The sequence below is a fragment of the Curtobacterium sp. L6-1 genome, from assembly GCF_018885305.1.
GTDB classification, from domain to species: domain Bacteria; phylum Actinomycetota; class Actinomycetes; order Actinomycetales; family Microbacteriaceae; genus Curtobacterium; species Curtobacterium aetherium.
In genome coordinates this window covers 942,988-966,516 of the sequence record NZ_CP076544.1, presented here as the reverse complement: position 1 = coordinate 966,516, position 23,529 = coordinate 942,988, and the positions used below count along the sequence as shown (strand labels likewise).

At 72.2% G+C, this 23,529-nt stretch carries 20 protein-coding genes; 2 read left to right on the top strand and 18 right to left on the bottom strand.

Annotated features, from left to right (window positions below; genetic code table 11):
* Nucleotides 1-37 precede the first annotated feature (37 nt).
* The 5 genes from KM842_RS04475 to KM842_RS04455 form a co-directional block, all read right to left on the bottom strand.
* Entirely contained in the window at nt 38-1,000 is a 963-nt protein-coding gene (locus tag KM842_RS04475; protein ID WP_216261306.1) for a bifunctional riboflavin kinase/FAD synthetase, read from the bottom strand.
* A gap of 17 nt (nt 1,001-1,017) precedes the next feature.
* Nucleotides 1,018-1,539 carry a hypothetical protein gene (locus tag KM842_RS04470; RefSeq protein WP_253206249.1) on the bottom strand — a complete coding sequence of 174 codons (522 nt, stop codon included), beginning with the start codon at nt 1,537-1,539 and terminating at the stop codon, nt 1,018-1,020.
* A gap of 68 nt (nt 1,540-1,607) precedes the next feature.
* Complete coding sequence (locus tag KM842_RS04465; RefSeq protein ID WP_216261305.1) at nt 1,608-1,973, bottom strand: hypothetical protein; 366 nt, start codon at nt 1,971-1,973, stop codon at nt 1,608-1,610.
* A complete protein-coding gene (gene truB / locus KM842_RS04460) occupies nt 1,970-2,911 on the bottom strand; it encodes a tRNA pseudouridine(55) synthase TruB (protein ID WP_216261304.1) in 942 nt (313 codons plus the stop codon). Before truB ends, KM842_RS04465 begins: the two co-directional genes overlap by 4 nt.
* 49 nt (nt 2,912-2,960) lie before the next feature.
* Entirely contained in the window at nt 2,961-3,407 is a 447-nt protein-coding gene (locus KM842_RS04455) for a hypothetical protein (protein ID WP_216261303.1), read from the bottom strand.
* 52 nt (nt 3,408-3,459) lie between these two features.
* On the opposite strand from KM842_RS04455, the gene KM842_RS04450 reads away from it, so the two are divergent.
* A complete protein-coding gene (locus KM842_RS04450; protein ID WP_301183816.1) occupies nt 3,460-4,359 on the top strand; it encodes an HhH-GPD family protein in 900 nt (299 codons plus the stop codon).
* A gap of 207 nt (nt 4,360-4,566) precedes the next feature.
* Here the strand turns inward: KM842_RS04450 and rbfA are convergent, their stop codons facing one another.
* From rbfA to KM842_RS04390, 12 genes are all read right to left on the bottom strand, one after another.
* Nucleotides 4,567-5,043, bottom strand: a complete 477-nt coding sequence (rbfA, locus tag KM842_RS04445) for a 30S ribosome-binding factor RbfA (RefSeq protein ID WP_216261302.1) — start codon at nt 5,041-5,043, stop codon at nt 4,567-4,569.
* Nucleotides 5,044-5,118: 75 nt separating this feature from the next.
* The gene (gene infB / locus KM842_RS04440; RefSeq protein ID WP_216261301.1) at nt 5,119-7,983 is read right to left on the bottom strand and encodes a translation initiation factor IF-2; all 2,865 of its coding nucleotides are present in this window, start codon (nt 7,981-7,983) and stop codon (nt 5,119-5,121) included.
* A 74-nt stretch (nt 7,984-8,057) separates the two neighbouring features.
* A complete protein-coding gene (locus tag KM842_RS04435) occupies nt 8,058-8,384 on the bottom strand; it encodes a YlxR family protein (protein WP_216261300.1) in 327 nt (108 codons plus the stop codon).
* A gap of 86 nt (nt 8,385-8,470) precedes the next feature.
* Nucleotides 8,471-9,466, bottom strand: coding sequence for a transcription termination factor NusA (nusA, locus tag KM842_RS04430; protein WP_204607710.1), 996 nt, complete (start codon nt 9,464-9,466; stop codon nt 8,471-8,473).
* A 168-nt stretch (nt 9,467-9,634) separates the two neighbouring features.
* Nucleotides 9,635-11,386: a proline--tRNA ligase gene (locus KM842_RS04425; protein ID WP_216261299.1), complete on the bottom strand. Its 1,752-nt coding sequence runs from the start codon at nt 11,384-11,386 to the stop codon at nt 9,635-9,637.
* Between the two features lie 153 nt (nt 11,387-11,539).
* On the bottom strand, nt 11,540-12,670 hold the full coding sequence (gene ispG, locus KM842_RS04420) for a flavodoxin-dependent (E)-4-hydroxy-3-methylbut-2-enyl-diphosphate synthase (protein WP_216262073.1): 1,131 nt from the start codon (nt 12,668-12,670) through the stop codon (nt 11,540-11,542).
* A gap of 101 nt (nt 12,671-12,771) precedes the next feature.
* Nucleotides 12,772-13,359, bottom strand: a complete 588-nt coding sequence (locus KM842_RS04415) for a cysteine hydrolase family protein (RefSeq protein ID WP_301183815.1) — start codon at nt 13,357-13,359, stop codon at nt 12,772-12,774.
* Nucleotides 13,356-14,948: a purine-cytosine permease family protein gene (locus tag KM842_RS04410; RefSeq protein WP_216261298.1), complete on the bottom strand. Its 1,593-nt coding sequence runs from the start codon at nt 14,946-14,948 to the stop codon at nt 13,356-13,358. Before KM842_RS04410 ends, KM842_RS04415 begins: the two co-directional genes overlap by 4 nt.
* 74 nt (nt 14,949-15,022) lie before the next feature.
* Complete coding sequence (locus tag KM842_RS04405) at nt 15,023-16,351, bottom strand: M50 family metallopeptidase (RefSeq protein WP_216261297.1); 1,329 nt, start codon at nt 16,349-16,351, stop codon at nt 15,023-15,025.
* Nucleotides 16,352-16,445: 94 nt separating this feature from the next.
* Nucleotides 16,446-17,528 (bottom strand): 1-deoxy-D-xylulose-5-phosphate reductoisomerase, encoded by a 1,083-nt coding sequence (locus KM842_RS04400; protein ID WP_216261296.1) that lies wholly within the window; start codon nt 17,526-17,528, stop codon nt 16,446-16,448.
* 7 nt (nt 17,529-17,535) lie between these two features.
* Entirely contained in the window at nt 17,536-18,504 is a 969-nt protein-coding gene (locus tag KM842_RS04395) for an FKBP-type peptidyl-prolyl cis-trans isomerase (RefSeq protein ID WP_216261295.1), read from the bottom strand.
* A 5-nt stretch (nt 18,505-18,509) separates the two neighbouring features.
* Nucleotides 18,510-19,007 (bottom strand): OsmC family protein, encoded by a 498-nt coding sequence (locus tag KM842_RS04390; RefSeq protein WP_216261294.1) that lies wholly within the window; start codon nt 19,005-19,007, stop codon nt 18,510-18,512.
* Between the two features lie 158 nt (nt 19,008-19,165).
* On the opposite strand from KM842_RS04390, the gene KM842_RS04385 reads away from it, so the two are divergent.
* Nucleotides 19,166-20,152 (top strand): asparaginase, encoded by a 987-nt coding sequence (locus KM842_RS04385; RefSeq protein ID WP_216261293.1) that lies wholly within the window; start codon nt 19,166-19,168, stop codon nt 20,150-20,152.
* Nucleotides 20,153-21,527: 1,375 nt separating this feature from the next.
* Here KM842_RS04385 and KM842_RS04380 read toward each other — a convergent pair.
* Complete coding sequence (locus KM842_RS04380) at nt 21,528-23,483, bottom strand: zinc-ribbon domain-containing protein (protein ID WP_216261292.1); 1,956 nt, start codon at nt 23,481-23,483, stop codon at nt 21,528-21,530.
* Between the last annotated feature and the right edge of the window lie 46 nt (nt 23,484-23,529).

The following is a 23,529-nucleotide window of genomic DNA, read 5'->3' as shown; positions in this document are numbered from 1 at the left end:
TGTCGGGTCACGCCCTGTCGGGTCATGCCCTGTCGAGTCAGGCGGTGACGGGCATCCCGAGCAGCAGCCGGATGTCGAGGTCGTCCTGCCGCATCTGCGCCGCGAGCTCGTCCATGCCACCGAACGCCACCATGCCGCGGACGTAGGCGACGAACAGCACCGAGATCGTCTCGTCGTACAGGTCGAGGTCGACGTCGAGCAGGTGCGCCTCGATCTGCTTCGCCGGCACGCCCTCGAACGTCGGGTTGTTGCCGACCGACACCGCAGCCGGGTACGTCACACCGTCGTGCAGGACCCGGGCAGCGTAGACGCCGTCGGCGGGCACGAAGCCCTCGCACGCCGGAGCGAGGTTCGCCGTCGGGTACCCCATCGCCCGACCGCGCTGGTTGCCGTGCACGACGACGCTGCGGACCGCGTGCTCCCGGCCGAGCAGCCGCGCGGCCTCGGCGACGCGGCCGACGCCGAGGAGCTCCCGGATCCAGGTGGAGGACACGCGGCGCTCGTCGGACGGCCGGACGTCGTCGACCAGGTCGACGTCGTCGATGAGCTCGACCCGGAAGCCGTACTGTTCGCCGAGCGCCCGGAGCAGGGTGACGTCCCCGGCACCGCGGGCACCGAAGCGGAAGTCACTGCCGACGAACACCAGCTGGGCGTGCAGGGTGCCGACCAGGATCTCGGACACGAAGGCCTCGGCGGACTTGGACTGCAGGGCGGGGTCGAACCGGAGCAGGAGCGTGGCGTCGACGCCCACCGCGTCGAGGAGTTCCCGACGCTGCGCCGTGCTCGTCAGCGCCGGCGGCACCCGCTGCGGGTCGATGACGTTGAGCGGGTGCTGGTCGAAGGTGACGACGGTCGAGATCAGTCCGCGCTCGTGAGCGGCCTTCTCGAGGTGGGCGATGACGGCGCGGTGCCCGACGTGGACACCGTCGAACTTGCCGATGGTGACGGCGCTCGGCCCGAAGTCGGCCGGCACGTCCGTGACGTCGTCGTAGAACTGCATGCTCGGGGTCCTCCCGGTCACTCGGCGGACCGTGCGGCGTCGTCGGTCGCGCCGCGGCGGACGGGCTCGACACCGGCGGCGGCGCGATGGTGCTTCCGCAGCCACCAGAGCCCGGCCACGGGCAGGACGAGCGGCGCGAACGCGTATCCCATGCCGTAGTACGACCAGATCGTGAGGTCGGGGAACAGCTGGCGGTCGATGAGCGAGAGCGTCCCGACGACCAGGACACCGGTCATCTCGAAGACGATCGTCACGCAGGCGACGCGGTACCAGAACCGGCCGGGGACGATGAGGGCGATCATCGCGACGATGTAGACCACGGCCGCGATGGCGCTCAGTGTGTACGAGAACGGTGCGAAGGAGAACTTCTCGGCGATCTGCACGACGCTCCGGCCGGTGGCCGCGAGTGCGAGGATGCCGTACACCGCGATGAGCACCCGCCCGACACCGGTCGCCAGGGACGACACCCTCGGTGCAGCGGGGCCCTCGGGTGCGGAGCTGCCCGAGGAGGTGCTCCCCGCGGAGGACTTGGTCGCCATTGCACCGATCCTACCGATCGTCGACGGGCTCCGGAGCACCGACGGCGTCAAGCGGACCCCGGTGGGCGTCAGTTCAGCGCGAACCAGATCTGCCACATCCGGTAGACCATGACGGCGGCGGTGAACGCCCCGGCGCCCAGGACGACCGTGCTCCAGCGGGTCCGGTCGACGAGTGCCCAGACGATGGTCGCCGGGGGGACGAGCACCACCGAGACGGCGTACACCCAGAACTCGAGCACGTTGCCCTGCGGCGGGTTGCCGACGGCCGGCGCGACGAGTGCCACGACGAGCTGCACGAGGAGCAGGAGCTCCACGAGTGCGAGACCTCCGACCGTGTAGTCGTTCGGCTTCCGCCCGACGAGGCCCAGGACGACCGCGACGACACCGATCACGCAGGCGATCGCGAACTGCACCCACATGAACCACTCGATCACGGGTTCGCTCCTGTCGCGGTCGGGAAGTTCGTGATGACCCGGAGCTGTCCGCGCCGGACGGCGACCAGGCCGACGAGTCGGTCGGAACCGGTTGCGATGGCCGCGACGGGCCCATCGGAGTCGGGGTGGTCGACGGAGATGCGCTTGCCGTCGCCGAGGTCCTTCGCCTGCGCCCCGTCGAGCTGCACGGCCGGGAAGAGCCGCCGTGCGACATCGGCCGGTCGGGCGAGGGCCGCGCGGACGTCGACCGTGTCGTCCTCGAGGTCGATGGCGTCCTCGACCGAGAACGGCCCGACGACCGATCGGCGCAGCGCGGTGAGGTGCGCCCCGGTGCCGAGCGCCGCCCCGACGTCGCGGGCGAGGGCCCGGACGTACGTGCCGGACGAGCAGGAGACCACGACGTCGAGGTCGACCACGCCGACGTCCACTCCGTCGACGGACACGACGCGGTCCGCACGTCCACGGACCTCGAACCGGTCGACGGTCACCCTGCGGCTCCGCAGCGTCACGGCCTCGCCCTTGCGTGCGAGGTCGTAGGCGCGGCGCCCGTCGACCTTGATGGCGCTCACCGTCGAGGGCACCTGGTCGATCGGTCCACGCAGCGCGGCGACGGCCGCTTCGATCGCGTCGTCCGTGACGCCCTCGCTCGGGACGCCGGCGCCGGACACGGGATCGCCGTCCGCGTCGTCGGAGTCGGTGCCGACCCCGAGCCGGATCGTCGCCGTGTAGGTCTTGTCGAGGCCGACCAGGTGCGTCAGCAGCCGCGTCGACGGACCGACGCCGAGGACGAGCAGGCCGGTCGCCATCGGATCGAGGGTGCCGGCGTGGCCGATCTTCTTCAGGTCGAGGCGGCGTCGGGCGATGGACACGACGCGGTGACTCGAGATCCCCTGCGGCTTGTCGACGAGGAGGATGCCGTCGGGCGGGGTCACGAGCACCGCAGCAGCGTAGCAGCGCCCGTGCACGCCGTGCTCGGCACGGCCGGTCTCAGCAGGCGTCGTTCCACTCGCGGCGCGGGTGCTCCGGGTCGGTGACGTCGAGCACGGCCGATGCGGCGATCTTGACGTCCGCGCGCCGTCCGAGGCGCCCGGACTCCTGCTCCGCCCAGAGCGACCAGCGCCAGAGCGTCCGGGTGCCGGGGGCCAGCAGCCCAGCACCGTGCACCACGAGGACGCCGTCGCCGGCACCGGTCGTCCGGAACGGGGTGACGAGGTCGGCGCGGAGCACGTCCGCCTCGGTCGTCGGGGCGGCGGCGGCCATCGCGTGCACCCCGTGCTGTTCGAAGCCGCCGACGAGTGCGGCGGCGATGCGTTCGAGGTCGATGCCGTCCTGTCCGTCGACGGCGATCACGGTGCGGTTCGTGCCGACCTGTGCGATCACCTCCGCCGCGATCGCAGCCATCGTGTCGGTCTCCTGCGGTGCCCAGCGTGCCATGCCACCACCGTAGGCTGTCGTGGTGAACGCGGGCCGATCCTCCAGTCCCCCTGTGGACGGCCTGGCCGTCCCCAACGGGACGGACATCTCCTCCCCCGTCGTCGCGTGGTTCCGCGAGCAGGCCCGCGACCTGCCCTGGCGCCGCCCCGGCTTCCCGGCCTGGGGCACCCTGGTCAGCGAGATCATGCTCCAGCAGACGCAGGTCGCCCGGGTCGTCCCCCGACTGGAGGCGTGGCTCACCCGGTGGCCGACCCCTGCGGACCTCGCCGCGTCACCACCGTCGGAGGCGGTGCGTGCCTGGGACCGGCTCGGCTACCCGCGTCGCGCGCTCGCCCTGCACGCCGCGGCCACCGTGATCGCCGAGCAGCACGGCAACGTGGTCCCGCGGGACGTCGACGCGCTCCTGGCGCTCCCCGGCATCGGCGACTACACCGCCCGGGCGGTCGCGGTCTTCGCCTACGGCGACCGGCACCCCGTCGTCGACGTCAACGTCCGGCGGGTGCTCGCGCGTGCGCTCCTCGGACAGGGCGAGCCCGGCCCGGCGAAGGCGAAGCAGGACCTGCGGCTGATGGAGTCCGTGCTCCCGGCCGACCGCGACGAGGCGGCCGCGACCAACGCCGGCGTGATGGAGCTCGGCGCACTGGTGTGCGTCGCGCGGGCACCGGCCTGCGACGCGTGCCCGATCGCCGACCGCTGCGCCTGGCGTGCCGCTGGCTACCCGGCGCACGACGGGCCGCGCGCCCCGAAGCAGGCTCGGTTCGCCGGCAGCGACCGGCAGGTGCGGGGGCTCATCATGGCCGAGCTGCGCGCCAGTGACGTGCCGGTGACCGTCGACGAGGTCGCGCTCGTCTGGCCGGACGCCGAGCAGCGTGCGCGGGCGCTCGCCTCGCTCGTCCGGGACGGGTTGGCGGAGGGCGACGACGCCTCCGGGTACCGGCTCCCCCGCGGCTGAGCCGCCGGACGCCCCGCGGACCGCGTCGGCCGCACCGCGTCGACCGCGGATCGGTCGGTACGGACGGGAGGCGCGCCTCCCGTCCGGTGCGCTCCGACCGGAGGCGCGCCTCCGGTCACGACGGAACGCCCGTCACGACGCAGCGCCCGACACGACGCAGCGCCCGTCACCGGTGGGTGACGGGCGCTCTGTGTCAGGTCGTCGCGGTCAGCGACCGGTGCCGGCCGTCTCCTTGGAGTCGTCGTCGGACTCGTCGTCGTCCTCGTCCTCGTCGCGCTTGTACGGGTCGGCATCGCCGGCGTACGTGGCGCCGACCGACGCGGCCTTGACCTGCTGGTCACGCATCTGGGCCTGTGCGAGCAGGTCCTCGAGGTGCGCGGACGTGTCCGGCAGGGCGTCGGCGATGAACTCGAGCGACGGGGTGAGCCGCGCCGTGATGTTCTTGCCGACCTCGGTCCGGAGCATGCCGGTCGCGGCCTTGAGCGCCGCCGCGGACTCGGCGCGCTCCTCGTCGGAGCCGTACACCGTGTAGAACACCGATGCGTGCTGCAGGTCGCCGGTCACCCGGACGTCGGTGATCGTGACGAAGCCGAGTCGCGGGTCCCGGAGGCCCTTGTCGAGCCGACGAGCGACGACTTCCTTGATGCGGTCCGCCATCTTGCGCGCTCGCTGCGGGTCAGCCATGGGTTCCTCCTTGCGGAACGGGGTGAGGCCCCGCCTCTCCGGGAAGGAGAGGCGGGGCCCAGGGTACTCAGTGGATCAGTCGCGCGGCTTCTCGACGAGCTCGGTGGTCTCGATCTCGTCACCGATCTGGATGTCGTTGAACTTGCCCAGACCGATACCGGCTTCGAAGTCCGTGCGGACCTCGGTGACGTCGTCCTTGAAGCGACGCAGGGACTCGATGGCGAGGCCATCTGCGAGCACCACGCCGTCACGGATGACGCGCGCCTTGGCGTTGCGCGTGATCGTGCCGGACCGGACGATGACACCGGCGATGTTGCCGAACTTCGAGGAGCGGAACACCTCGCGGATCTCCGCCACACCCGACTGGACCTCTTCGTACTCGGGCTTGAGCATGCCCTTGAGCGAGTTCTCGATGTCCTCGAGTGCGTTGTAGATGACCGAGTAGAAGCGGACGTCGATGCCCTCACGCGCCGCACGCTCACGGGCCTTGACGTCCGGACGGACGTTGAAGCCGATGACGATGGCGTTGTCGATCGTGGCGAGGTCGATGTCCGACTCCGTGATCGCGCCGACACCGCGGTGCAGGATGCGCAGCTGGACGCTGTCGTCCACCTCGATGTCCAGGAGCGACTGCTCGAGTGCCTCGACGGCACCGGAGACGTCACCCTTGATGATGAGGTTGAGCGACTCGACCTTGCCCTCTTCGAGTGCACGGGTGAAGTCCTCGAGCGAGATGCGCTTGCGGGCCTTGGCCAGCTGCGCGTTCCGCTGTGCAGCTTCACGCTTCTCGGCGATCTGACGGGCGGTGCGGTCGTCCTCGGTGACCAGGAACGTGTCACCGGCGCGGGGCACCGACGACAGACCCTGGACCTGGACCGGACGGCTCGGCGTCGCGGCGTCGACCGCGTTGCCGTTCTCGTCCGCCATCGCACGGACGCGGCCGTAGGCCGTCCCCGCGACGATCGCGTCACCGACGTGCAGCGTGCCCGACTGGATGAGGACGGTGGCGACTGCACCACGGCCCTTGTCGAGCCGTGCTTCGATCGCGACGCCTCGGGCGTCCTTGTCGGGGTTGGCACGCAGGTCGAGACCGGCGTCCGCGGTGAGCAGCACGGCGTCCAGGAGCTCCTGGATGCCGATGTTCTGCCGCGCCGACACGTCGACGAACATGACGTCTCCGCCGTACTCCTCGGCCACCAGGTTGTACTCGGTGAGCTGCTGACGGACCTTGGCCGGGTTCGCCCCGTCCTTGTCGATCTTGTTCACCGCGACCACGATCGGCACACCGGCCGACTGGGCGTGGTTCAGCGCCTCGATCGTCTGCGGCATGATGCCGTCGTCCGCCGCGACCACGAGGATCGCGATGTCGGTCACCTGTGCACCACGGGCACGCATGGCCGTGAAGGCCTCGTGACCCGGGGTGTCGATGAAGGTGATCGGACGCTCGACGCCCTCGTGCTCGGCGACGATCTGGTACGCACCGATGTGCTGCGTGATGCCGCCGGCTTCGCCCTCGACGACCTTCGAGTTGCGGATCGCGTCGAGCAGTCGGGTCTTACCGTGGTCGACGTGACCCATGACGGTGACGACCGGGGGACGCTGCTGCAGGACGGAGTCGTCCTCGTCGGCGTACTCGGCGTCGATGTCGATGGCGAAGCCCTCGAGGAGCTCCTTGTCCTCGTCCTCGGGCGAGACGACCTGGATCTTGTAGCCGAGCTCCTCGCCGAGCACCTCGAAGGTGGCCTCGTCCAGGGACTCGGTCGCGGTCGCCATCTCACCGAGGTGGAACAGCACCGTCACCAGGTTGCCGGGGCTCGCGTCGATCTTGTCCGCGAAGTCCGAGATGCTCGCACCGCGACGGAGGCGGATGACCGTGTTGCCGTCACCGCGGGGAACCTGCACACCGCCGAGCGACGGCGCCTGCCGCATCTCGTACTCGGCGCGCTTCGTCCGCTTCGACTTGCGGGCGCGGCTCTTGCCGCCACCACGACCGAACGCACCAGCGGTGCCACCACCGGGGCCACGGCCACGGCCGCCACCACCTGCGGGACGCGGACCGGTGAACGCCGGACGGGCGAAGCCGCCACCGGCGCCGCCGCCGGCACCACCGGGACGGTTGAAGCCGCCACCGGGGCCGCCACGACCGCCGCCGCCCTGACCCGGGCGCTGCCCGAAGCCGTTGGGGCGGTTGTTCTGACCGGGACCACCGGGACGCGGGGCACCCGGACGGGGAGCACCGGGACGCGGCGGCTGCGGACGCGGGATGCCGTTGCCGCCACCGGCGCCGGCAGCCGGGCGCTGGCCCATGCCCTGGTTGGACGCGAACGGGTTGTTGCCCGGACGCGGCGGACGTGCGCCCATGCCCTGGCTCGACGCGTAGGGGTTGTTGCCGGGACGGGCACCGGGCTTCGGGCCACCGGGCTTCGGTGCGGCACCGGACGGCTTGGCGCTGCCGGGCTTGACCGCGTCGCTCGGGCCGGAGTCCTTCGGCTCGCCGTCACCGGAGGCAGCGGCCTGCTGCTCGGCGGCCTTCTGCTCGGCTGCGGCCTTGCGGGCCGCCTCTGCCTCGGCCTGACGCTGCGCGACGGACTTCGGGGCGGCGGGGATCGGGGCACCGTCGACGGCCGCAGGGGCCGCGGGCGCTGCTTCGACCACGGGCTCGGGCGCCGGGGCGGGGCGCTTCGGGCCGGGCTTGGGGCCACCGGGCTTCGGGGCACCGGAACGCGGTGCGGCCGGAGCCTGGGCGGCGGGGGCCGCGGGCGACGACGATGCGGACGCACCCTCGGCCTGCAGTGCTGCACGGAGCTTCCGTGCGACGGGCGGCTCGATGCTCGAGCTCGGTCCCTTGACGAACTCGCCGAGCTCCTTGAGCTTCTCGAGTGCGGTCTTGCTGTCGACGCCGAGCTCGCTTGCGATCTCGTGTACGCGTGGTTTAGCCACTGTTCTCCTTCACGGGTCCCACCCCGTCAAGGGGCAGGACTCAATGGATGACGGGTCTCATTTCGAGCCGCTCATCAGTTGTCCATAAGCCGTTCAGCCTGTTCTGTCATGTCCTGGCGCTCGGGAGCTGTGCTGTTCGGGCCATCGGGCCCCAGCCCAGCGAGGTACTCGCGCACCGCGGACGTGTCGGGATCACGCTCCAGCCGGAGCGCACGGCGGAATGCCCTGCGCTTGACGGCCAGTTCGTACGCTTCGACGGTCGGTGTGAGCCATGCCCCCCGGCCCGGCATGACTGCCTTCGGATCCACCACGACGGTGCCGTCACTGCGAGCGACGACACGGAGGAGGGAGGATCGGGTTGCGCGACGACGACTGCCGATGCACGTTCTGACGGCGTCCACTCTACTCCTTGACTCCGACGACCGCGATCCGGCACGCCCGGGGCTGCACGCCACGGGCGAACCGGACCGCGCCGGTGGGGTGTCGCTCAGTCGTCGCCGTCGAGGATCGAGTCCGGCTGGATGTCGATCCGCGCACCGGTCAGCTTCGCGGCGAGGCGGGCGTTCTGGCCTTCCTTGCCGATAGCGAGCGACAGCTGGTAGTCCGGCACGAGGGCGCGGACGGCCTTGGTCGACGCGTCCAGCACGAAGGCGCTCGTCACCTTCGCCGGCGACAGGGCGCTCGCGACGAAGGTCGAGAGGTCGGAGGACCAGTCGACGATGTCGATCTTCTCGGCGCCGAGCTCGTTCGTGACCGAACGCACGCGGGCACCGAGCTCGCCGATGCAGGCGCCCTTGGCGTTGACGCCGGGCTCGTTGGCCTTGACCGCCATCTTGGTGCGGTGTCCGGCCTCGCGGGCCAGCGAGGTGATCTCCACGACGCCGGACGCGATCTCCGGGACCTCGAGCGCGAACAGCTTCCGGACCAGGCCCGGGTGGGTGCGCGACACGGTGATCTGTGGGCCCTTGTGTCCGCGGCCCACGCTCGTCACGTAGACGCGGAGGCGGGTGCCGTGCGCGTAGGTCTCCCCCGGCACCTGCTCCTCGGGCGGCAGGATCGCCTCGACGGTGCCGAGGTCGACCATCACCATCTTCGGGTTCGGGCCCTGCTGGACGATGCCGGCGACGATGTCGCCTTCCTTACCGCGGAACTCGCCGAGGATCTTGTCGTCACCGATGTCGCGCAGGCGCTGGTTGATGACCTGCTTCGCGGCGAAGGCTGCGATACGGCCGAAGTCGCTCGGCTGGTCGACGGACTCGCCGATGACGTTGTCGTCCTCGTCGCGCTCGGGCACGAAGACGGACACTTCGCCGGACTTGCGGTCCAGCTCGACCCGGGCCTGGGCGTCGACGGGCTCGTCGTTCTCGGCGCGGTGCTTCTGGTAGGCGGTCAGGATGGCAGATTCGATGATCTGGACGAGCTCGTCGAACGGGATCTCCCGCTCGCGCTCCATGAGTCGCAGGACTGCGAGGTCGATCTTCACCGAGGTGCCTCCGTATTCAGATGAGTCACTCCCGCGGATGGAACCGCGCGGAAGCCGTCGTCGATCGTACCGCAGGTCGCCGGGGACGCCAGGCCCCGTGACGACGACGGGCCCGCGGCGTCTCCGCCACGGGCCCGTCGTCCACCGTCACCGGACGGTGACCAGCGATCAGATCGCGCGGACCGCCTCGAGCAGCTCGGCGACGGGGACGTCCCGGCGCTCCCCGGTCGCGCGGTTCCAGAGTTCGACGACACCGTCGGCGGCGTTCCGGCCGGCGACGACGACGACGGGCATGCCGAGCAGCTCGGCGTCGCGGAGCTTCACGCCGGGCGACACCTTGGGCCGGTCGTCGTACACGACGTCGTAGCGCTCACCCTCGAGCTGGGCGACGAGGGACTCGGCGAGGTCGAACGCGGTGGCGTCCTTGCCGGTCGCGACGACGTGCACGTCGAACGGGGCGACGTGCTTCGGCCACGCCAGGCCCTTCTCGTCGTTGTGCGCCTCGGCCAGGATCGCGAGGATGCGGGTCACGCCGATGCCGTACGAGCCCATCGTGACCGTGGCGAGCTTGCCGTTCTCGTCCTGCACCTTGAGCCCGAGCGCCTCGGCGTACTTGCGACCGAGCTGGAAGACGTGGCCGATCTCCATGCCGCGCGCGGTCTCGAGCGGACCGGAGCCGTCCGGAGCGGGATCGCCGGCGCGGACGTCGGAGACCTCGGCAACACCGTCGGCGACGAAGTCCCGACCGGCCACCAGTCCGGACACGTGCACGCCGCGCTCGTTCGCGCCCGTGACCCACGAGGTGCCGTCGACCACACGCGGGTCGAGGAAGTAGCGCAGCCCGGTCGCGCTGTCGGCGCCGAGGACCTGCGGCCCGATGTAGCCCTTCACGAGTCCGCGGTGCTTGCGGAAGTCGTCGTCGGTGGCGGGCTCGACCTCGGCAGGGCCGAAGGCGACCTCGGCACGCTTGAGGTCGACGTCGCGGTCGCCGGGCAGGCCGACGACGATGACTTCCCGCGTGCCGTCGAGGTGGGTCAGCGCGAGCACGACGTTCTTGAGCGTGTCGGCGGCGGTCCAGGGTGCGCCGTCGCGCGGGGCGACCGCGTTGGCGTGGGTGACGAGGGAGTCGATCGTGGGGGTGTCCGACGCCGGCAGCAGCACGGGCTCGGGCAGGCCGTCGATCGGCTTCGCCTCGGGCACGGGCGTGACGTACGCCTCGACGTTGGCCGCGTACCCGCCGGCGCTGCGCACGAAGGTGTCCTCGCCGACGGCGATCGGGTGCAGGAACTCCTCGGACTTCGACCCGCCCATCGCGCCGGCGTCGGCCTTGACGATCACGTACTCGAGGCCCAGGCGCGCAAAGATCCGCTCGTAGGCGTCACGCATCGTCTGGTAGCTGCGCTCGAGCCCGGCGTCGTCGAGGTCGAACGAGTAGGCGTCCTTCATGGTGAACTCGCGCCCGCGGAGCAGACCGGCACGGGGACGGGCCTCGTCGCGGTACTTGTCCTGGATCTGGAACAGCGTGACGGGCAGGTCCTTGTACGACGAGTACAGGTCCTTGACGAGGAGCGCGAACATCTCCTCGTGCGTGGGCGCGAGCAGGTAGTCGGAGCCCTTGCGGTCCTGCAGGCGGAACATGCCGTCGCCGTACTCGGTCCAGCGGTTCGTCGCCTCGTACGGCTCGCGGGGCAGCAGCGCCGGCAGCAGGACCTCCTGCGCACCGGCGGCGACCATCTCGTCGCGGATGATGCCCTCGATCTTCGCGCGGACACGCAGCCCGAGCGGCAGCCAGGCGAAGATGCCCGGCGACTGGCGACGGACGTACCCGGCGCGGACGAGCAGCTTGTGGCTCGTCACCTCGGCGTCGGAGGGGTCGTCGCGGAGCGTGCGGAGGAAGAGGTGTGAGAGCCGTGTGACCACGCCGCCAGCCTAGCGGCGGACCGTCCGGGCGCGACGCGCCTGTGGACGGAGCGGGCCGGACACCGACCGGTGCCGGGACGACGGGAGGCCCGTGGCGGTGTCGCCACGGGCCTCCCGTCCGGGTCCGGGTCGCCGTCGCGACCCGCCGGAGCGTTACGAGGTGACCACCAGCGGCTTGCCGGTGCCGGCCGCCGGCCCCATCTCGTCGGCGAGGCGGTTCGCCTCGTCGATCAGGGTGCGGACGATCTCGGCCTCGGGGACGGTCTTGATGACCTGCCCCTTCACGAAGATCTGGCCCTTGCCGTTGCCCGAGGCGACGCCCAGGTCGGCTTCGCGGGCCTCACCCGGACCGTTCACGACGCAGCCCATGACGGCCACGCGCAGCGGCACGGTCATGCCCTCGAGCCCCGAGGTGACGTCGTTCGCGAGCTGGTAGACGTCGACCTGGGCCCGGCCGCAGCTCGGGCAGGAGACGATCTCGAGCTTCCGCTCGCGGAGGTTGAGCGACTGCAGGATCTGCAGGCCGACCTTCACCTCCTGCGCGGGCGGAGCGGAGAGCGAGACGCGGATGGTGTCGCCGATGCCCTCGCCGAGCAGGATGCCGAACGCGGTGGCGCTCTTGATGGTGCCCTGGAACTCCGGTCCGGCCTCGGTCACGCCGAGGTGCAGCGGCCAGTCACCGCGCTCGGCGAGCTGCCGGTAGGCCTTGACCATGACGACCGGGTCGTTGTGCTTGACCGAGATCTTGAAGTCGTGGAAGTCGTGCTCCTCGAACAGCGAGGCCTCCCACACGGCGGACTCGACGAGCGCCTCGGGCGTCGCCTTGCCGTACTTCTGCATGAGGCTCGGCTCGAGCGACCCCGCGTTCACCCCGATGCGCAGGCTGACGCCGGCGTCCTTCGCGGCCTTCGCGATCGCGCCGACCTGGTCGTCGAACTTCCGGATGTTGCCCGGGTTCACACGGACCGCCGCGCAGCCGGCGTCGATGGCCTGGAAGACGTACTTCGGCTGGAAGTGGATGTCGGCGATCACCGGGATCTGCGACTTCTTCGCGATGATCGGCAGCGCGTCGGCGTCGTCCTGGCTCGGCACGGCGACACGGACGATGTCGCAGCCGGAGGCCGTCAGTTCCGCGATCTGCTGCAGGGTCGCGTTGATGTTCGTGGTCGGCGTCGTGGTCATCGACTGCACGGACACGGGGGCGTCGCCACCGACCAGGACCTTGCCGACCCGGATCTGCCGGGACTTGCGACGAGGGGCCAGGGTTTCGGGGGCCTTCGGCATTCCGAGGTTCACTGCGGGCACGGATCGAACTCTACGCGCTCGTCCGCGGAGCGCGGTGCGGCCGGCTCACAGGTGGCCGGTCGCAGCGCGACGCGGTCTCGTCAGAGGGCGTCGACGACCGTGACGAGTGGCGCGTACAGGCGCATGGCGTCGAGGGCCCGGGCGTGGTCGGCGTCGCTCGCGCCGGCGCAGGCCTCGGCGACGATCGTCACACGGGCTCCCGCGTCGGCCGCGGCCAGCGCGGTCGAGAGCACGCAGCAGTCCGTGGACACCCCGGTGAGGACGAGGTGTGGCCGCGGCCCGGTGACCGCCTGGAGGCCCGTCCCCCACTTGCCGAACGTCGGCTCGGTGACGACGGGGTCGCCTTGGTCTGCCCGCGTCGCGAACGGCTCGGTGAGCGCGTACAGCGGGTCCGCGTCCGGGACCAGTGCGAAGGGCCAGTCGCGGTAGTACGGCTCCCAGGCGCCGGTCGGGTGCTCGGGGGCCACGAAACGGGTGAGGACGGTGCGCCCGGGGAACCGCGGCAGGAGGCGCTCGACGGCGGCGGCGGCCTCGGCGTACCGCGGGGCTGCCCAGGGGCTGTCGCCGGTGAAGACGTGTTGCATGTCGATCACGACGAGCCAGGCGTCCGAGGTGTCGGGGGCGTCGTGGTGGGCCGTGCCCTGGTCGGCCCTTCCCTGGTCGGTCACGCGCGGGGGCCCTGCTCGGCCGTCGGGGCGGGTGCGGCGGTGGGAGAGGTCGCGGGTGCGGGTGCGGGTGCGGCTGCGGGAGCGGGTGCCGCTGCGGGTGCGCGGGTGGGGAGTGCCTCCTGCCGGCGAACCGCCCGTCGACCGAGCAGCACCGTGCCGAGGAACCCGACGAGCAGTGCCACGAGGACCCCGAGGTTCGCGTAGGCCCAGGCGCCGTCGCGACCGCCGAGGCCGACCGGCCCGAGCAGGTAGCCCTGCCAGTTCAGCCACCCCGGCACGCCGTACGTGTTCGTGACGAGTCCCCAGCCGAGCACGGTCCCCAGCACGACCAGCCCGACGGCGGTCCAGCGGACGTCGCCGTACCGGCCGCGCGGGGTGTCGAGCTCGTCCTCGGCGTACGCCCGACGGCGCAGCACCACGTCGGCGACGAACACGCCGCACCAGGCTGCGATCGGCACGCCGAGGGTGACCAGGAAGGCCTGGAAGGGCTGGATGAAGCTCGTCGCGAAGAACACCACGTACACGGCACCGGCCACCATCACCACGCCGTCGACGGCCGCGGCGACGGGACGGGGGATCCGGACGCCGGTGCTCAGCAGGGCGAGCCCGGACGAGTAGATGTCGAGGACCGCACCGCCGACCAGCCCGAGGATCGCGACGACGGCGAACGGCACCAGGAACCACACCGGCAGGATCGTCGTGAGCGCGCCGATCGGATCCGCGCTGATCGCGCCGTTCAGGTCCGAGGACGACCCCGCGAGCATGACGCCGATGACGACGAGGACCGCCGGGGCGAGAGCGCCGCCGAAGGTCGTCCAGCCGACGACACCGCGTGTCGAGGCGGACCGCGGCAGGTAGCGCGAGTAGTCCGCTGCGGCGTTCACCCAGCCGAGGCCGAAGCCCGTCATGACGAGGACCAGGGCGCCCAGGACGTTCTGCGCGCTGCCGGAGGGGATCGCACCGAGGGTGCCGAGGTCGATCGCCGGCACGGCCAGGACGACGTAGACGACGGTCAGCACGCCGGTGACGACGGTGATCCACGTCTGCAGGCGCATGATGACGTCGAAGCCGGCGATCCCCGCCCCGACGACGAGCGCGGCGACGACGACCAGGGCGACGACCTTCGTGAGCACGCCGTCGTCCCACCCGAGTTCGCGGAACACCGTCGAGGTCGCGAGCACGGCCAACGCGGTCAGCGCGGTCTCCCACCCGACCGTGAGCACCCAGCTGAGGAACGACGGCAACCGGTTGCCCCGGACGCCGAACGCCGCACGGCTGAGGACCATCGTGGGGGCCGATCCCCGCTTGCCTGCGATCGCGACGATCCCGCAGAGCAGGAACGAGAACACGACGCCGACGACCGACACGACGGTCGCCTGCGCGAGGGAGATGCCGAAGCCGAGGACGAACGACCCGTACGCCAGGCCGAGCACCGAGATGTTCGCGGCGAACCACGGCCAGAACAGTCCCCGTGGGGTGCCCTTGCGTTCGGACTCCGCGATGACGTCGGTGCCCTGCTGTTCGACGGTCCGGGTCGGTCCCGCGACGGCGGTCGACGGCTCCGGACGGGCCGCTGGCTCTGCGCTCATGCGCTGAGCGTAGTGCTCCGTCCGGCCGGGACCGGCGTCTCCTCCGGGCAGCGCACGCGCGCCTCCCGGGGCGCCTACCCGAACAGGTCGACCGGTCGGACGATGTCGGCGTAGATGAGGAGCGCGCTCATGCCCGCGAGCAGCACGACGACGACCATGGTGAGCGGCATCGTCTTGGCCAGGTCGATCGGCCCCGGGTCGGCCTTGCCGAACAGCCGGAAGGTGCGGCGCTTGACCGCTTCCCACAGGGCGCCGGCGATGTGCCCGCCGTCGAGGGGCAGCAGCGGCACCATGTTGAGCACGAACAGGCCGATGTTGAGCGAGGCCAGCAGGCCGAGGATCGTGTACGCCTTGTCGATCACGGGCACACCGCTCATCGAGGACACCGTCCCGATGGCCCGGCCGACGCCCACCACCGACACCGGGCTGTCCTGCGACCGCTCCTGCGCACCGAACGCCGCGTTCCAGACCGCCACGAGGCGCTGCGGCAGGTCGATGATGAGGTGCGCGGACGCCGTGATCTGCGCTCCCGTCGCCGGCAGCACCGCCGCCGGGGACTGCCGGACGAGGGTCTGTCCGATGCTCACGCCGACGACCCCGACGCGCTGGGTCTTGGTCGTGCCGTCGCTGTTCTTCGCGACCGTGCCGTCCTCGGTGTAGACGTCGCGGGTGGCGAGCTGCGGCGTGACCTCGAGCGTGCGCTCGGCCCCGTCCCGCTCGACGACCACCGTGACCGGTCGCCCCGCGGATCGCTGGAACCGCTCGGAGACCTCGGTGATCGTCGGGTTCCGGTCACCGTCGATCGCGAGGACGACGTCGCCGGAGCGGATACCCGCCTCCTTCGCGGGCGAGACGGCGTCGCCCTGGGTGCACGTCGTGCGGGCGCTCGTCGGCAGGACGCAGTCGACACTCGTCGTGAACGTGGTCGTCGGCGCGCCGAACCCGACGAGCAGGACGCCGAACAGCAGGACCCCGATCACGAGGTTCATCGCGGGGCCGGCGACCATCACGATGATCCGCTTCCAGGGCGTCAGACGGTAGAACGCGCGGGAGTCGTCCCCGCCGGACTCCGCGATCTGCTCGGCGCTGGCCGCGCGGGCGTCCTGCACGAAGGCCGAGTACATCCCCGTGTTCGTGATCTCCCGCCCGGAGGCGCGCGGCTTGAGCATGCCGACCATCGAGATGTAGCCGCCGAGCAGGATCGGCCGGATCCCGTACTCGGTCTCCCCGCGGCGGAACGACCAGATCGCCTTGCCGAAGCCGAGCGAGTACTGGGTCACCTTGACGTTGAAGAGCTTCGCGAAGGCCAGGTGGCCGAGCTCGTGGAGGCCGATCGACACCAGCAGGCCGATGATGAAGACGACGACGCCGAGGACGAAGAGCAGGACGGTTCCGACGGTCACCGGGAAAGCGTACGGGACGCTGTCCGCGACCCAGCCGTGCGCACGCTGGGTGCTGGTGTGAGCCTCCAGATCCGTTCGGGAGGCGCGGCCCGCGTCAGCGGGCGAGGATGCGGTCCGCGGTCTGCCGCGCCCAACGCTCGGCCGCGAGCACGCCGTCGAGCGACGGCTCCCCCGCGGTGTGCTCGTCGACCACGCGCGCCACCGTGTCGACGATGTCGAGGAAACCGATGGCGCCGGCGTGGAACGCTGCGACTGCCTGCTCGTTCGCGGCGTTGAAGACGGCCGGGAAGGTGCCGCCGAGGACGCCGACGCGCTTGGCGAGGGCCACGGCCCCGAACGCGTCGGTGTCGAGCGGCTCGAACGTCCAGGTGCTCGAGGTCGTCCAGTCGAGCGGGACCCCGACGTGCGGGACGCGCTCGGGCCAGGCGAGGCCGAGTGCGATCGGCAGGCGCATGTCCGGAGGCGACGCCTGCGCGATGGTGGAGCCGTCGACGAACTCGACCATCGAGTGCACGACGGACTGGGCGTGCACGGTGACGTCGATGCGGTCGTAGGGCAAGCCGAAGAGCAGGTGCGCCTCGATCACCTCGAGTCCCTTGTTGACGAGCGTGGCCGAGTTCGTCGTGACGACGAGGCCCATGTCCCACGTGGGGTGCGCCAGCGCCTGCGCGGGCGTCACGTCGGCGAGGTCGGCGCGGGACCGGCCGCGGAACGGGCCGCCGCTGGCGGTGAGGACGAGCCGTCCGACCTCCGCACCGGTGCCGGAGCGGAGGGCCTGGGCGATCGCGGAGTGCTCGCTGTCGACCGGGACGATCTGCCCGGGCGCGGCGGCGGCCTGCACGAGCGGACCGCCGACGATGAGGCTCTCCTTGTTCGCCAGTGCGAGGGTGGCCCCGGTCTCGAGGACCGCGAGCGTCGGGCCGAGTCCCACGGAGCCGGTGATGCCGTTGAGGACGACGTCCGCCTCGACGTCGCGGACGAGCCGCTCGGCGTCCGCGGCACCGAGTGCGGTGGTGCGGACGCCGTACCGGCTGGCCTGGTCGGCGAGGGCCTGGTCGTTGCTCCCCGCGGTCAGGCCCACGACCTCGAAGCGGTCGGGGTTGCGCTCGATCACGTCGAGCGCCTGGGTCCCGATGGACCCCGTGCTGCCGAGGAGGACGACGCGACGGCGGTCCATCGCCGGGTCAGCCCTTGGCGAGCAGGTCGACCACGAACACCAGCGTGGCGTTCGACGGGATGCCGGAGCCCTCCGGCGGGGTGGCGCCGTAGCCGTCCTCGGGCGTGACGACGATCATGACCTGCGAGCCGATCTTCTGTCCGACCAGGCCCTTCACGAAGCCCGGGATGAGCCCGCTGTTCGAGATGGTGAAGGTGGTAGGGGTGCCCTTGGACCACGAGGAGTCGAACTCCTTGCCGTCCTTGTAGAGCACGCCCTTGTACTGCACGAGCGCGGTGTCGCCGTCCTTGATGGTGTCACCGTCGCCCTGCTTGATGACCTCGGGCGTGGTCTTCTCCGGAGCGTCGCCGTCGGGGATCGTGATCTCCGGCTCGCCGTCGGCCTTGTCCTTCACGGTCGGCAGCGACGGGTCCTGGTCCTGGGGCGTGCCGGTGGACTTGGTCGGGGTCTGCTCGACGACGTCGGCGACCACGACGATGGAGCCCGTCGTGTTGAAGCCGAGCGCTGCCGCCTGACCGACCACCGCGACGCGGTCGCCGACGTGCGCACAACCGAGGATGGCGCCGAAGCCGCTCCCGCCGGCCGAGAGGACCTGCGGGTTGCCCTGGTCGAAGCCGACCGTGACGAGGTTCTTCGCGTCCTTCGCGTCGTAGGCCGTGTAGGCGACCTGCGCGAAGTCGCCGTCCCCGAGTGCCGCACCGGAGCCCTCCACCAGCCGCGAGGCCTGCGGCGGGTCGGCGGTCAGGCCCTTGTCGAAGGTGACCTTCGGCGCGGTGGACCCACCGACGTCGCCGGTGACCTTGATCGACTCCGACGCGTCGCCCGGCTTCGGGCACGAGCTGATCGGGGTGGCGGACGAGCTCGGGGTGGACGATGCGGATGCCGAGGCGTCGGACGAGCCCGAGCCCGAGCAGGCGGCGAGCCCGAGGACGACGGCGGGCACGAGGGCGATCGGGAGCAGACGGAGACGCTTCACACGGGTCATCCTGCCGTACCTCCCGATGCGTCGGCTCCGAGGACGGTGGTCCGCGCCTCGTGGTGGACGGGGAACGCCACCGACCGGGCGATGAAGCAGAGCCGGTTCGCCTCGGCGTGGGCAGCCTCGGCGTCGGCGACGCGGTCGGCCTCGAGGATCGTGACGACGGGCCGGAGGAACGCACCGGTCAGCTCACCCGAGCCGTCCCGGTGCAGGTCGAGCTCGGCGGTAGCGCGGTCCTCGTAGGCGACGACCGTGAACCCACGGGTCACGGCGACGTGCAGGTAGCTCATCATGTGGCACTGGCTGAGGGCACCGAGGACGAGCTCCTCCGGGTTCCAGCGGTCGCAGTCGCCGCGGAAGGTCGGGTCCGCGCTGCCGAGGACGTCGGGCTTGCCGGCGGCGGAGACGACGTGGTCGCGGCCGTAGTCGCGGTGGCCGCTCGTGCCGGTGCCCCGGTCGCCGGTCCAGCGGACCGAGACCTCGTAGGAGTGGTCGGTCATCGGGGGTCCCTTCGTCACGTCGGTCGTCGGTCGCGGTGGTCGTGCTGCGGCCGCGGTCGTCTCGATCTCGATCTCGATGTCGGTCTCGGTCCCGTCGCCGCGGTCGCGGTCGCGGTCGCCGCGGTCGTCGCGGTCGCGGTCCTCGGTAGGATCGCGCCATGTCCACGGCCACCAGCACCGACCGTCATCCTCTCACCGCCGACGGATCGGTCGAGTTGGCCGTCCTCGACCGCTCCGGGTTCGACGAGAGCCGACACGTCGGGGCCGGCGTCGTCGTCCAGGCGGACGGCACCGTGCTCGACGCCGTCGGCGACACCGGCGCCAGCGTCTACCCGCGGTCGACGATGAAGCCCCTGCAGGCCCTGGCGATCCGTAGGGCAGGCGCGCTGTTCGCCGGCGACGAGCTCGTCATGACGACGGCCAGTCACGCGGGGACCCCCTCGCACCAGTCGCTCGCGCTGCGGATGCTCGAGCGCTTCGACCACGTGGAGGACGACCTCGGCTGCCCGCCCGACCTGCCCTTCGACCGCGAGACCGCCCGCAGCATGGCCGGGCCGCGCCGCCTCGCGATGAACTGCTCGGGCAAGCACGCCGGCATGCTCGCCGCCTGCCGGGTGCACGGCTGGGACGAGGGCACGTACCTGGACATCGACCACCCGCTCCAGCGCGCGGTCCGCAGCACGGTCGAGGACGCCACGGGCGAGGTCGTCGACGTGGTGGGCACCGACGGGTGCGGCGCGCCGGTGTTCCCCCTCACGCTCGTCGGGCTCGCGCGCGGCATCGCGGGTGTGGTGGCCCGCGCGGACGAGGACTCGGCCGCCCTGACCGACGCGGTCCTGGCGAACCCGTGGGCGATCGACGGCGTCGGTCGGGCGAACACCGTGACGATCGAACGCCTCGGGGTCGTCGCGAAGCTCGGTGCCGAGGGCGTCATGGTGATGGGCGTGCCCGGCGGTCCGGCCGTCGCCGTCAAGGTGCTCGACGGCGCCCTGCGTGCCGGGACGCTCGCCGCGTTGACGCTGCTCACCCGCAACGGTCTGGTCGACGCCGACGCCGCAGCCGAGGTCCTGGCCGCGACCGGTGAACGGGTGCTCGGCGGCGGCGTCCCTGTGGGTGCTGTGCGGGTCGGTTCCGGCCTGCGCTGACGTCGTCCCGCTGACCGGCCGTCGCGGGTCGTCGTCCCGGTCGGAACGGCCGTGGTCCCTGCGCTGCAGCGGTCGACCGGACCGACGACGGTCGTCGCGCTGCTCGGGGTGATGAGCAGCGGCAGCGTCGGCACGACCGCGACACCGACCTGGTGCCCCGTGCCCGTCGCGCGCGTGCCCGCCTCCCCGCGCTCCCCCGGCCCGTCCGGTTCGCCGCTGGAGGACCCGTGCCGGAGACGGCAGCCGTACCGCGTCACGTCCACGACCGCGCCGTACCGTCGCGGAACGGCGGTGTCGCACGGCACGAGGACCACCGATCCGAGGACGGTGCCGTCCTCGGCGAGCAGAGACGCCGCCGCAGTGCCCTCGGGCATCCCGGTGCGGACGATCCGCCCGCCGAGGATGCTGGTGTCCGCGGCGACGCGCAGGGAGCCGGCGTGTGTCGGGAGCCCCATCGTCGAGTGCCCGCCGTCGTCCGTCGGGAGCCCGCTGCCATCCCTCGGGCGCCCGTCAGCATCCGTCGCGGGTCCCTGGTCCCCGTCGAGCGAGGCCGACCGGTCTCCTGCGGGCGGCGACGCCGGTGCTCCCGCCGCGTCCGGCCAGGCCGACGCGCCTTCCGTGTCCGGCACGGCAGGGCGCAGTCCGTCGAGCTGGTCGACGAGGGCGGCGAAGACGGCACGTGCGAGTGCCCCGCGGCCGCAGACGACGACGCCTCGCGCGGGATCGACGGTGCGGACCCGCCCGGTCTCGTCTCGCCCCACCAGGACGGACCGGACGGTGGTCGGTGGGTCCAGACCGCGAGCCGGTGTCTCGTCCGCGGGGACGCTGGCGCTGGTGATCGGTCCGGGTGGCCGCACGATGCCGAGGCACTGCTCGACCGAGACCACGACCTCGTCGCCACCGCCACCGTCTCCGTCTCCGTCGTCGACGGGGACCTCAGGCGTCGGACCGGACGGACCGGCCACCGGCGGGACGACGGGCGCAGGTCGCGCGGCGGACTCTGCTGGCCTCTGGACCAGGGCGCCGATCAGCGCACAGGCGGCAGCGGCGGCGAGCAGCTCCGGCCGACCACCGGACCCTCCCGTGACCGCGGCGACGACGAGCAGGGCGGCTGCGACCGTGGCGGTCGTGCGTGCGGCTCGGGGTTCCATGCATCGATTGCAGCAGCTCGGCCAACGCCTCGGTTGCCGTCTCGAGGGCTCTGTGGACGGCGGCGGTTGATCGCGTCACCTGTGCAGGAGAGGTCGGTACGCAGCAGGATCCCGGCGCAGGAACGGAGCTGCAGTGCGCGCTCCTCCCCCGCGGGCGGCGCACCAGCAGCATCGCCTCACGAGCAGCATCAGCCCGCCGTCAGCAGCGGCCCGGTCGCCCGGCCTCACTGCACCAGGAAGAACTGCTCCCCGATGTCCACCCGGGCGCCACGCTCGACGCGGTAGCGCCGCCCCGGCTCGCACCGACGGATGGAGCCGTCAATGTGTCGGATCATCGTGCCGTTGCCGGAGTGCCGGTCGGACACCCACAGGTCGTCGCCGTCACGGCCGAGCTCCAGGTGCGTCTTCGAGACCGACTTGCCGGGGTCGCGGATCGTCAACAGCCCGTCGAAGTGCTCGTCGGCGTCCGGTCGGGGCAGCCGCCCGAGCAGGGCCGATCCGTGCACACCGAGGCGCTCCCCCGTGCTGAAGTGCAGCAGGAAGGGCTCACGTTCGGGAGCACGCGAGACGATGCGGGTCTCCTCGACGTCCTCGTCGGCCTCCGGCTGGTCGTCGGCAACGGTCGGCTGTGCCCCGGCGCGTCCAGCATCCTCCGGCACCGACGGCGAAGCGACGGCAGTACTGACCGGTGAGCCGTCGACGGGCGGGAGCGGCGCGGCGGTCGGAGGCTGCGCCTCCGTCCCGGCCGGTGTGGAGGAGGCCGCGGCGACGGGCGCCTCCGCGGGGTGCTCGGCACCGTCGTCGGAGGCGTCAACCGCTCCGACCGGGGCCGATCCGTCGGTGGAGGCAGCGTCGGTGTCGACGTCCGCCTCCTCCGTGTCGGCGGCCGCTCGGACGTCCCCGTCGGCGGGGTCGTCGTCGCCCCCCGTCGGCTCGTCCGACGGCACTGCGGCGCTGTCCGGGACCCCGGGCCCGTCGGAGACCGCGGGCCCGGCCGGATCGCCGGAGCCGTCGGTCTCATCGGAGTCGCCCGACTCGTCCGGTCCGGCCGCCTCGTCGGATCCGGCCGCATCGTCGGATCCGGCTGCATCGTCCGGCCCGGCCGACTCCTCGGGCAGGCCGTCCGACTCCTCGGTCAGCTCGTGGGCATCGGAGACCGCGCTGCGCAGGGCTTCCTCGTCGGCAGCCCAGTCCGGACGGGCGAGCGGCAGCGGCATGACCGGGCCGGTGAACGCCGCGGTGACCGCGGGCCGGACCGAACCGCACTCCTCGCAGAAGATGTCGTCGGGTTCGAGCGTGTGGCCGCACACGTGGCAGGTCGCGCTCGCGCTGCCCGGGGTGACGAGTGGCATCGGACGCGGTGTCCGGCGTTCGACGACCGGTCCGGCGAGGGGCTGGAACGCCGCGGTGTCGCCCGGGCGGGGTGCGTCCTCGAAGCTGCCGGCGGTCGCACCGTCGGCGTCAGCGGAGTCGGCGGTGCTCGTCGCGTCGGCCGACGGTGCGCGACCGATCCACCACGAGGGCCCGGTCGCCGGCGCGGCGGGTGCTGCGGGCGGCGCCCAGACGGGAGCGGCCTCGGCGGCCGGAGCGGCGTCGGGAGCGCTCTGGTCGGGAGCGGCCTCGGCGGCTTCCCAGGCGTCGGCCCGCTGGACCTCGAGGTCGTCCTGCGGGGCGACCGACTCGGCGGGGAAGGCGTCGGGGTCGAGGGTCGGCTCGGGCTGGTCGACGGTCGCGTCCACCGTGGTCGATGCCCCGGTCCAGTCGCCGAGCCCGGACCCGGAGCCGTGCACGTGTGTGGGAGCGCTGCGCGGGGACAGGTCCGCGTGGTCCGGCGTTCCGGCGCCGGACGCGACCGCGCGGTCGGCGTCACGGACGGCTGCGGTGTCCGGTCCTGCTGCGGTGTCCGGACCGGCCGCGGTGCGGGCTCCACCGCGGTCCGCCCCCGTCAGCCAGGCGCGCGTCGCGGGGTCGAGCGTCGACTCGGGCAGCCAGGCGTCGGCGGCGGGGTCGATCGGCCGGCCGTGCGCGTCCGGCTGTTGCAGGGGCGGCGGGGTGGCGCGGTCGGTGGGCTCGATGGGTGCGGTCCGACGCGCTGCCGAGGTCGTGACAGCTCGTCCGCACTCACCGCAGAAGATCGCTCCGTCCGGAAGCGTCGATCCGCAGTGTTCGCATCTGATCACAGGGTGCCTCTGTCCTCGTCCGACCGTCCGCCAGGTGCTTCCGGCC

Coding starts and splice junctions, on each gene's coding strand:
- KM842_RS04475 (WP_216261306.1), bottom strand. CDS start 1,000: ATGCAGTTCTACGACGACGTCACGGACGTGCCGGCCGACTTCGGGCCG.
- KM842_RS04390 (WP_216261294.1), bottom strand. CDS start 19,007: ATGACCGACCACTCCTACGAGGTCTCGGTCCGCTGGACCGGCGACCGG.
- rbfA (WP_216261302.1), bottom strand. CDS start 5,043: ATGGCTGACCCGCAGCGAGCGCGCAAGATGGCGGACCGCATCAAGGAA.
- ispG (WP_216262073.1), bottom strand. CDS start 12,670: ATGCCGAAGGCCCCCGAAACCCTGGCCCCTCGTCGCAAGTCCCGGCAG.
- KM842_RS04400 (WP_216261296.1), bottom strand. CDS start 17,528: ATGGACCGCCGTCGCGTCGTCCTCCTCGGCAGCACGGGGTCCATCGGG.
- KM842_RS04385 (WP_216261293.1), top strand. CDS start 19,166: ATGTCCACGGCCACCAGCACCGACCGTCATCCTCTCACCGCCGACGGA.
- KM842_RS04410 (WP_216261298.1), bottom strand. CDS start 14,948: ATGAGCGCAGAGCCAGCGGCCCGTCCGGAGCCGTCGACCGCCGTCGCG.
- KM842_RS04455 (WP_216261303.1), bottom strand. CDS start 3,407: ATGGCACGCTGGGCACCGCAGGAGACCGACACGATGGCTGCGATCGCG.
- KM842_RS04470 (WP_253206249.1), bottom strand. CDS start 1,539: ATGGCGACCAAGTCCTCCGCGGGGAGCACCTCCTCGGGCAGCTCCGCA.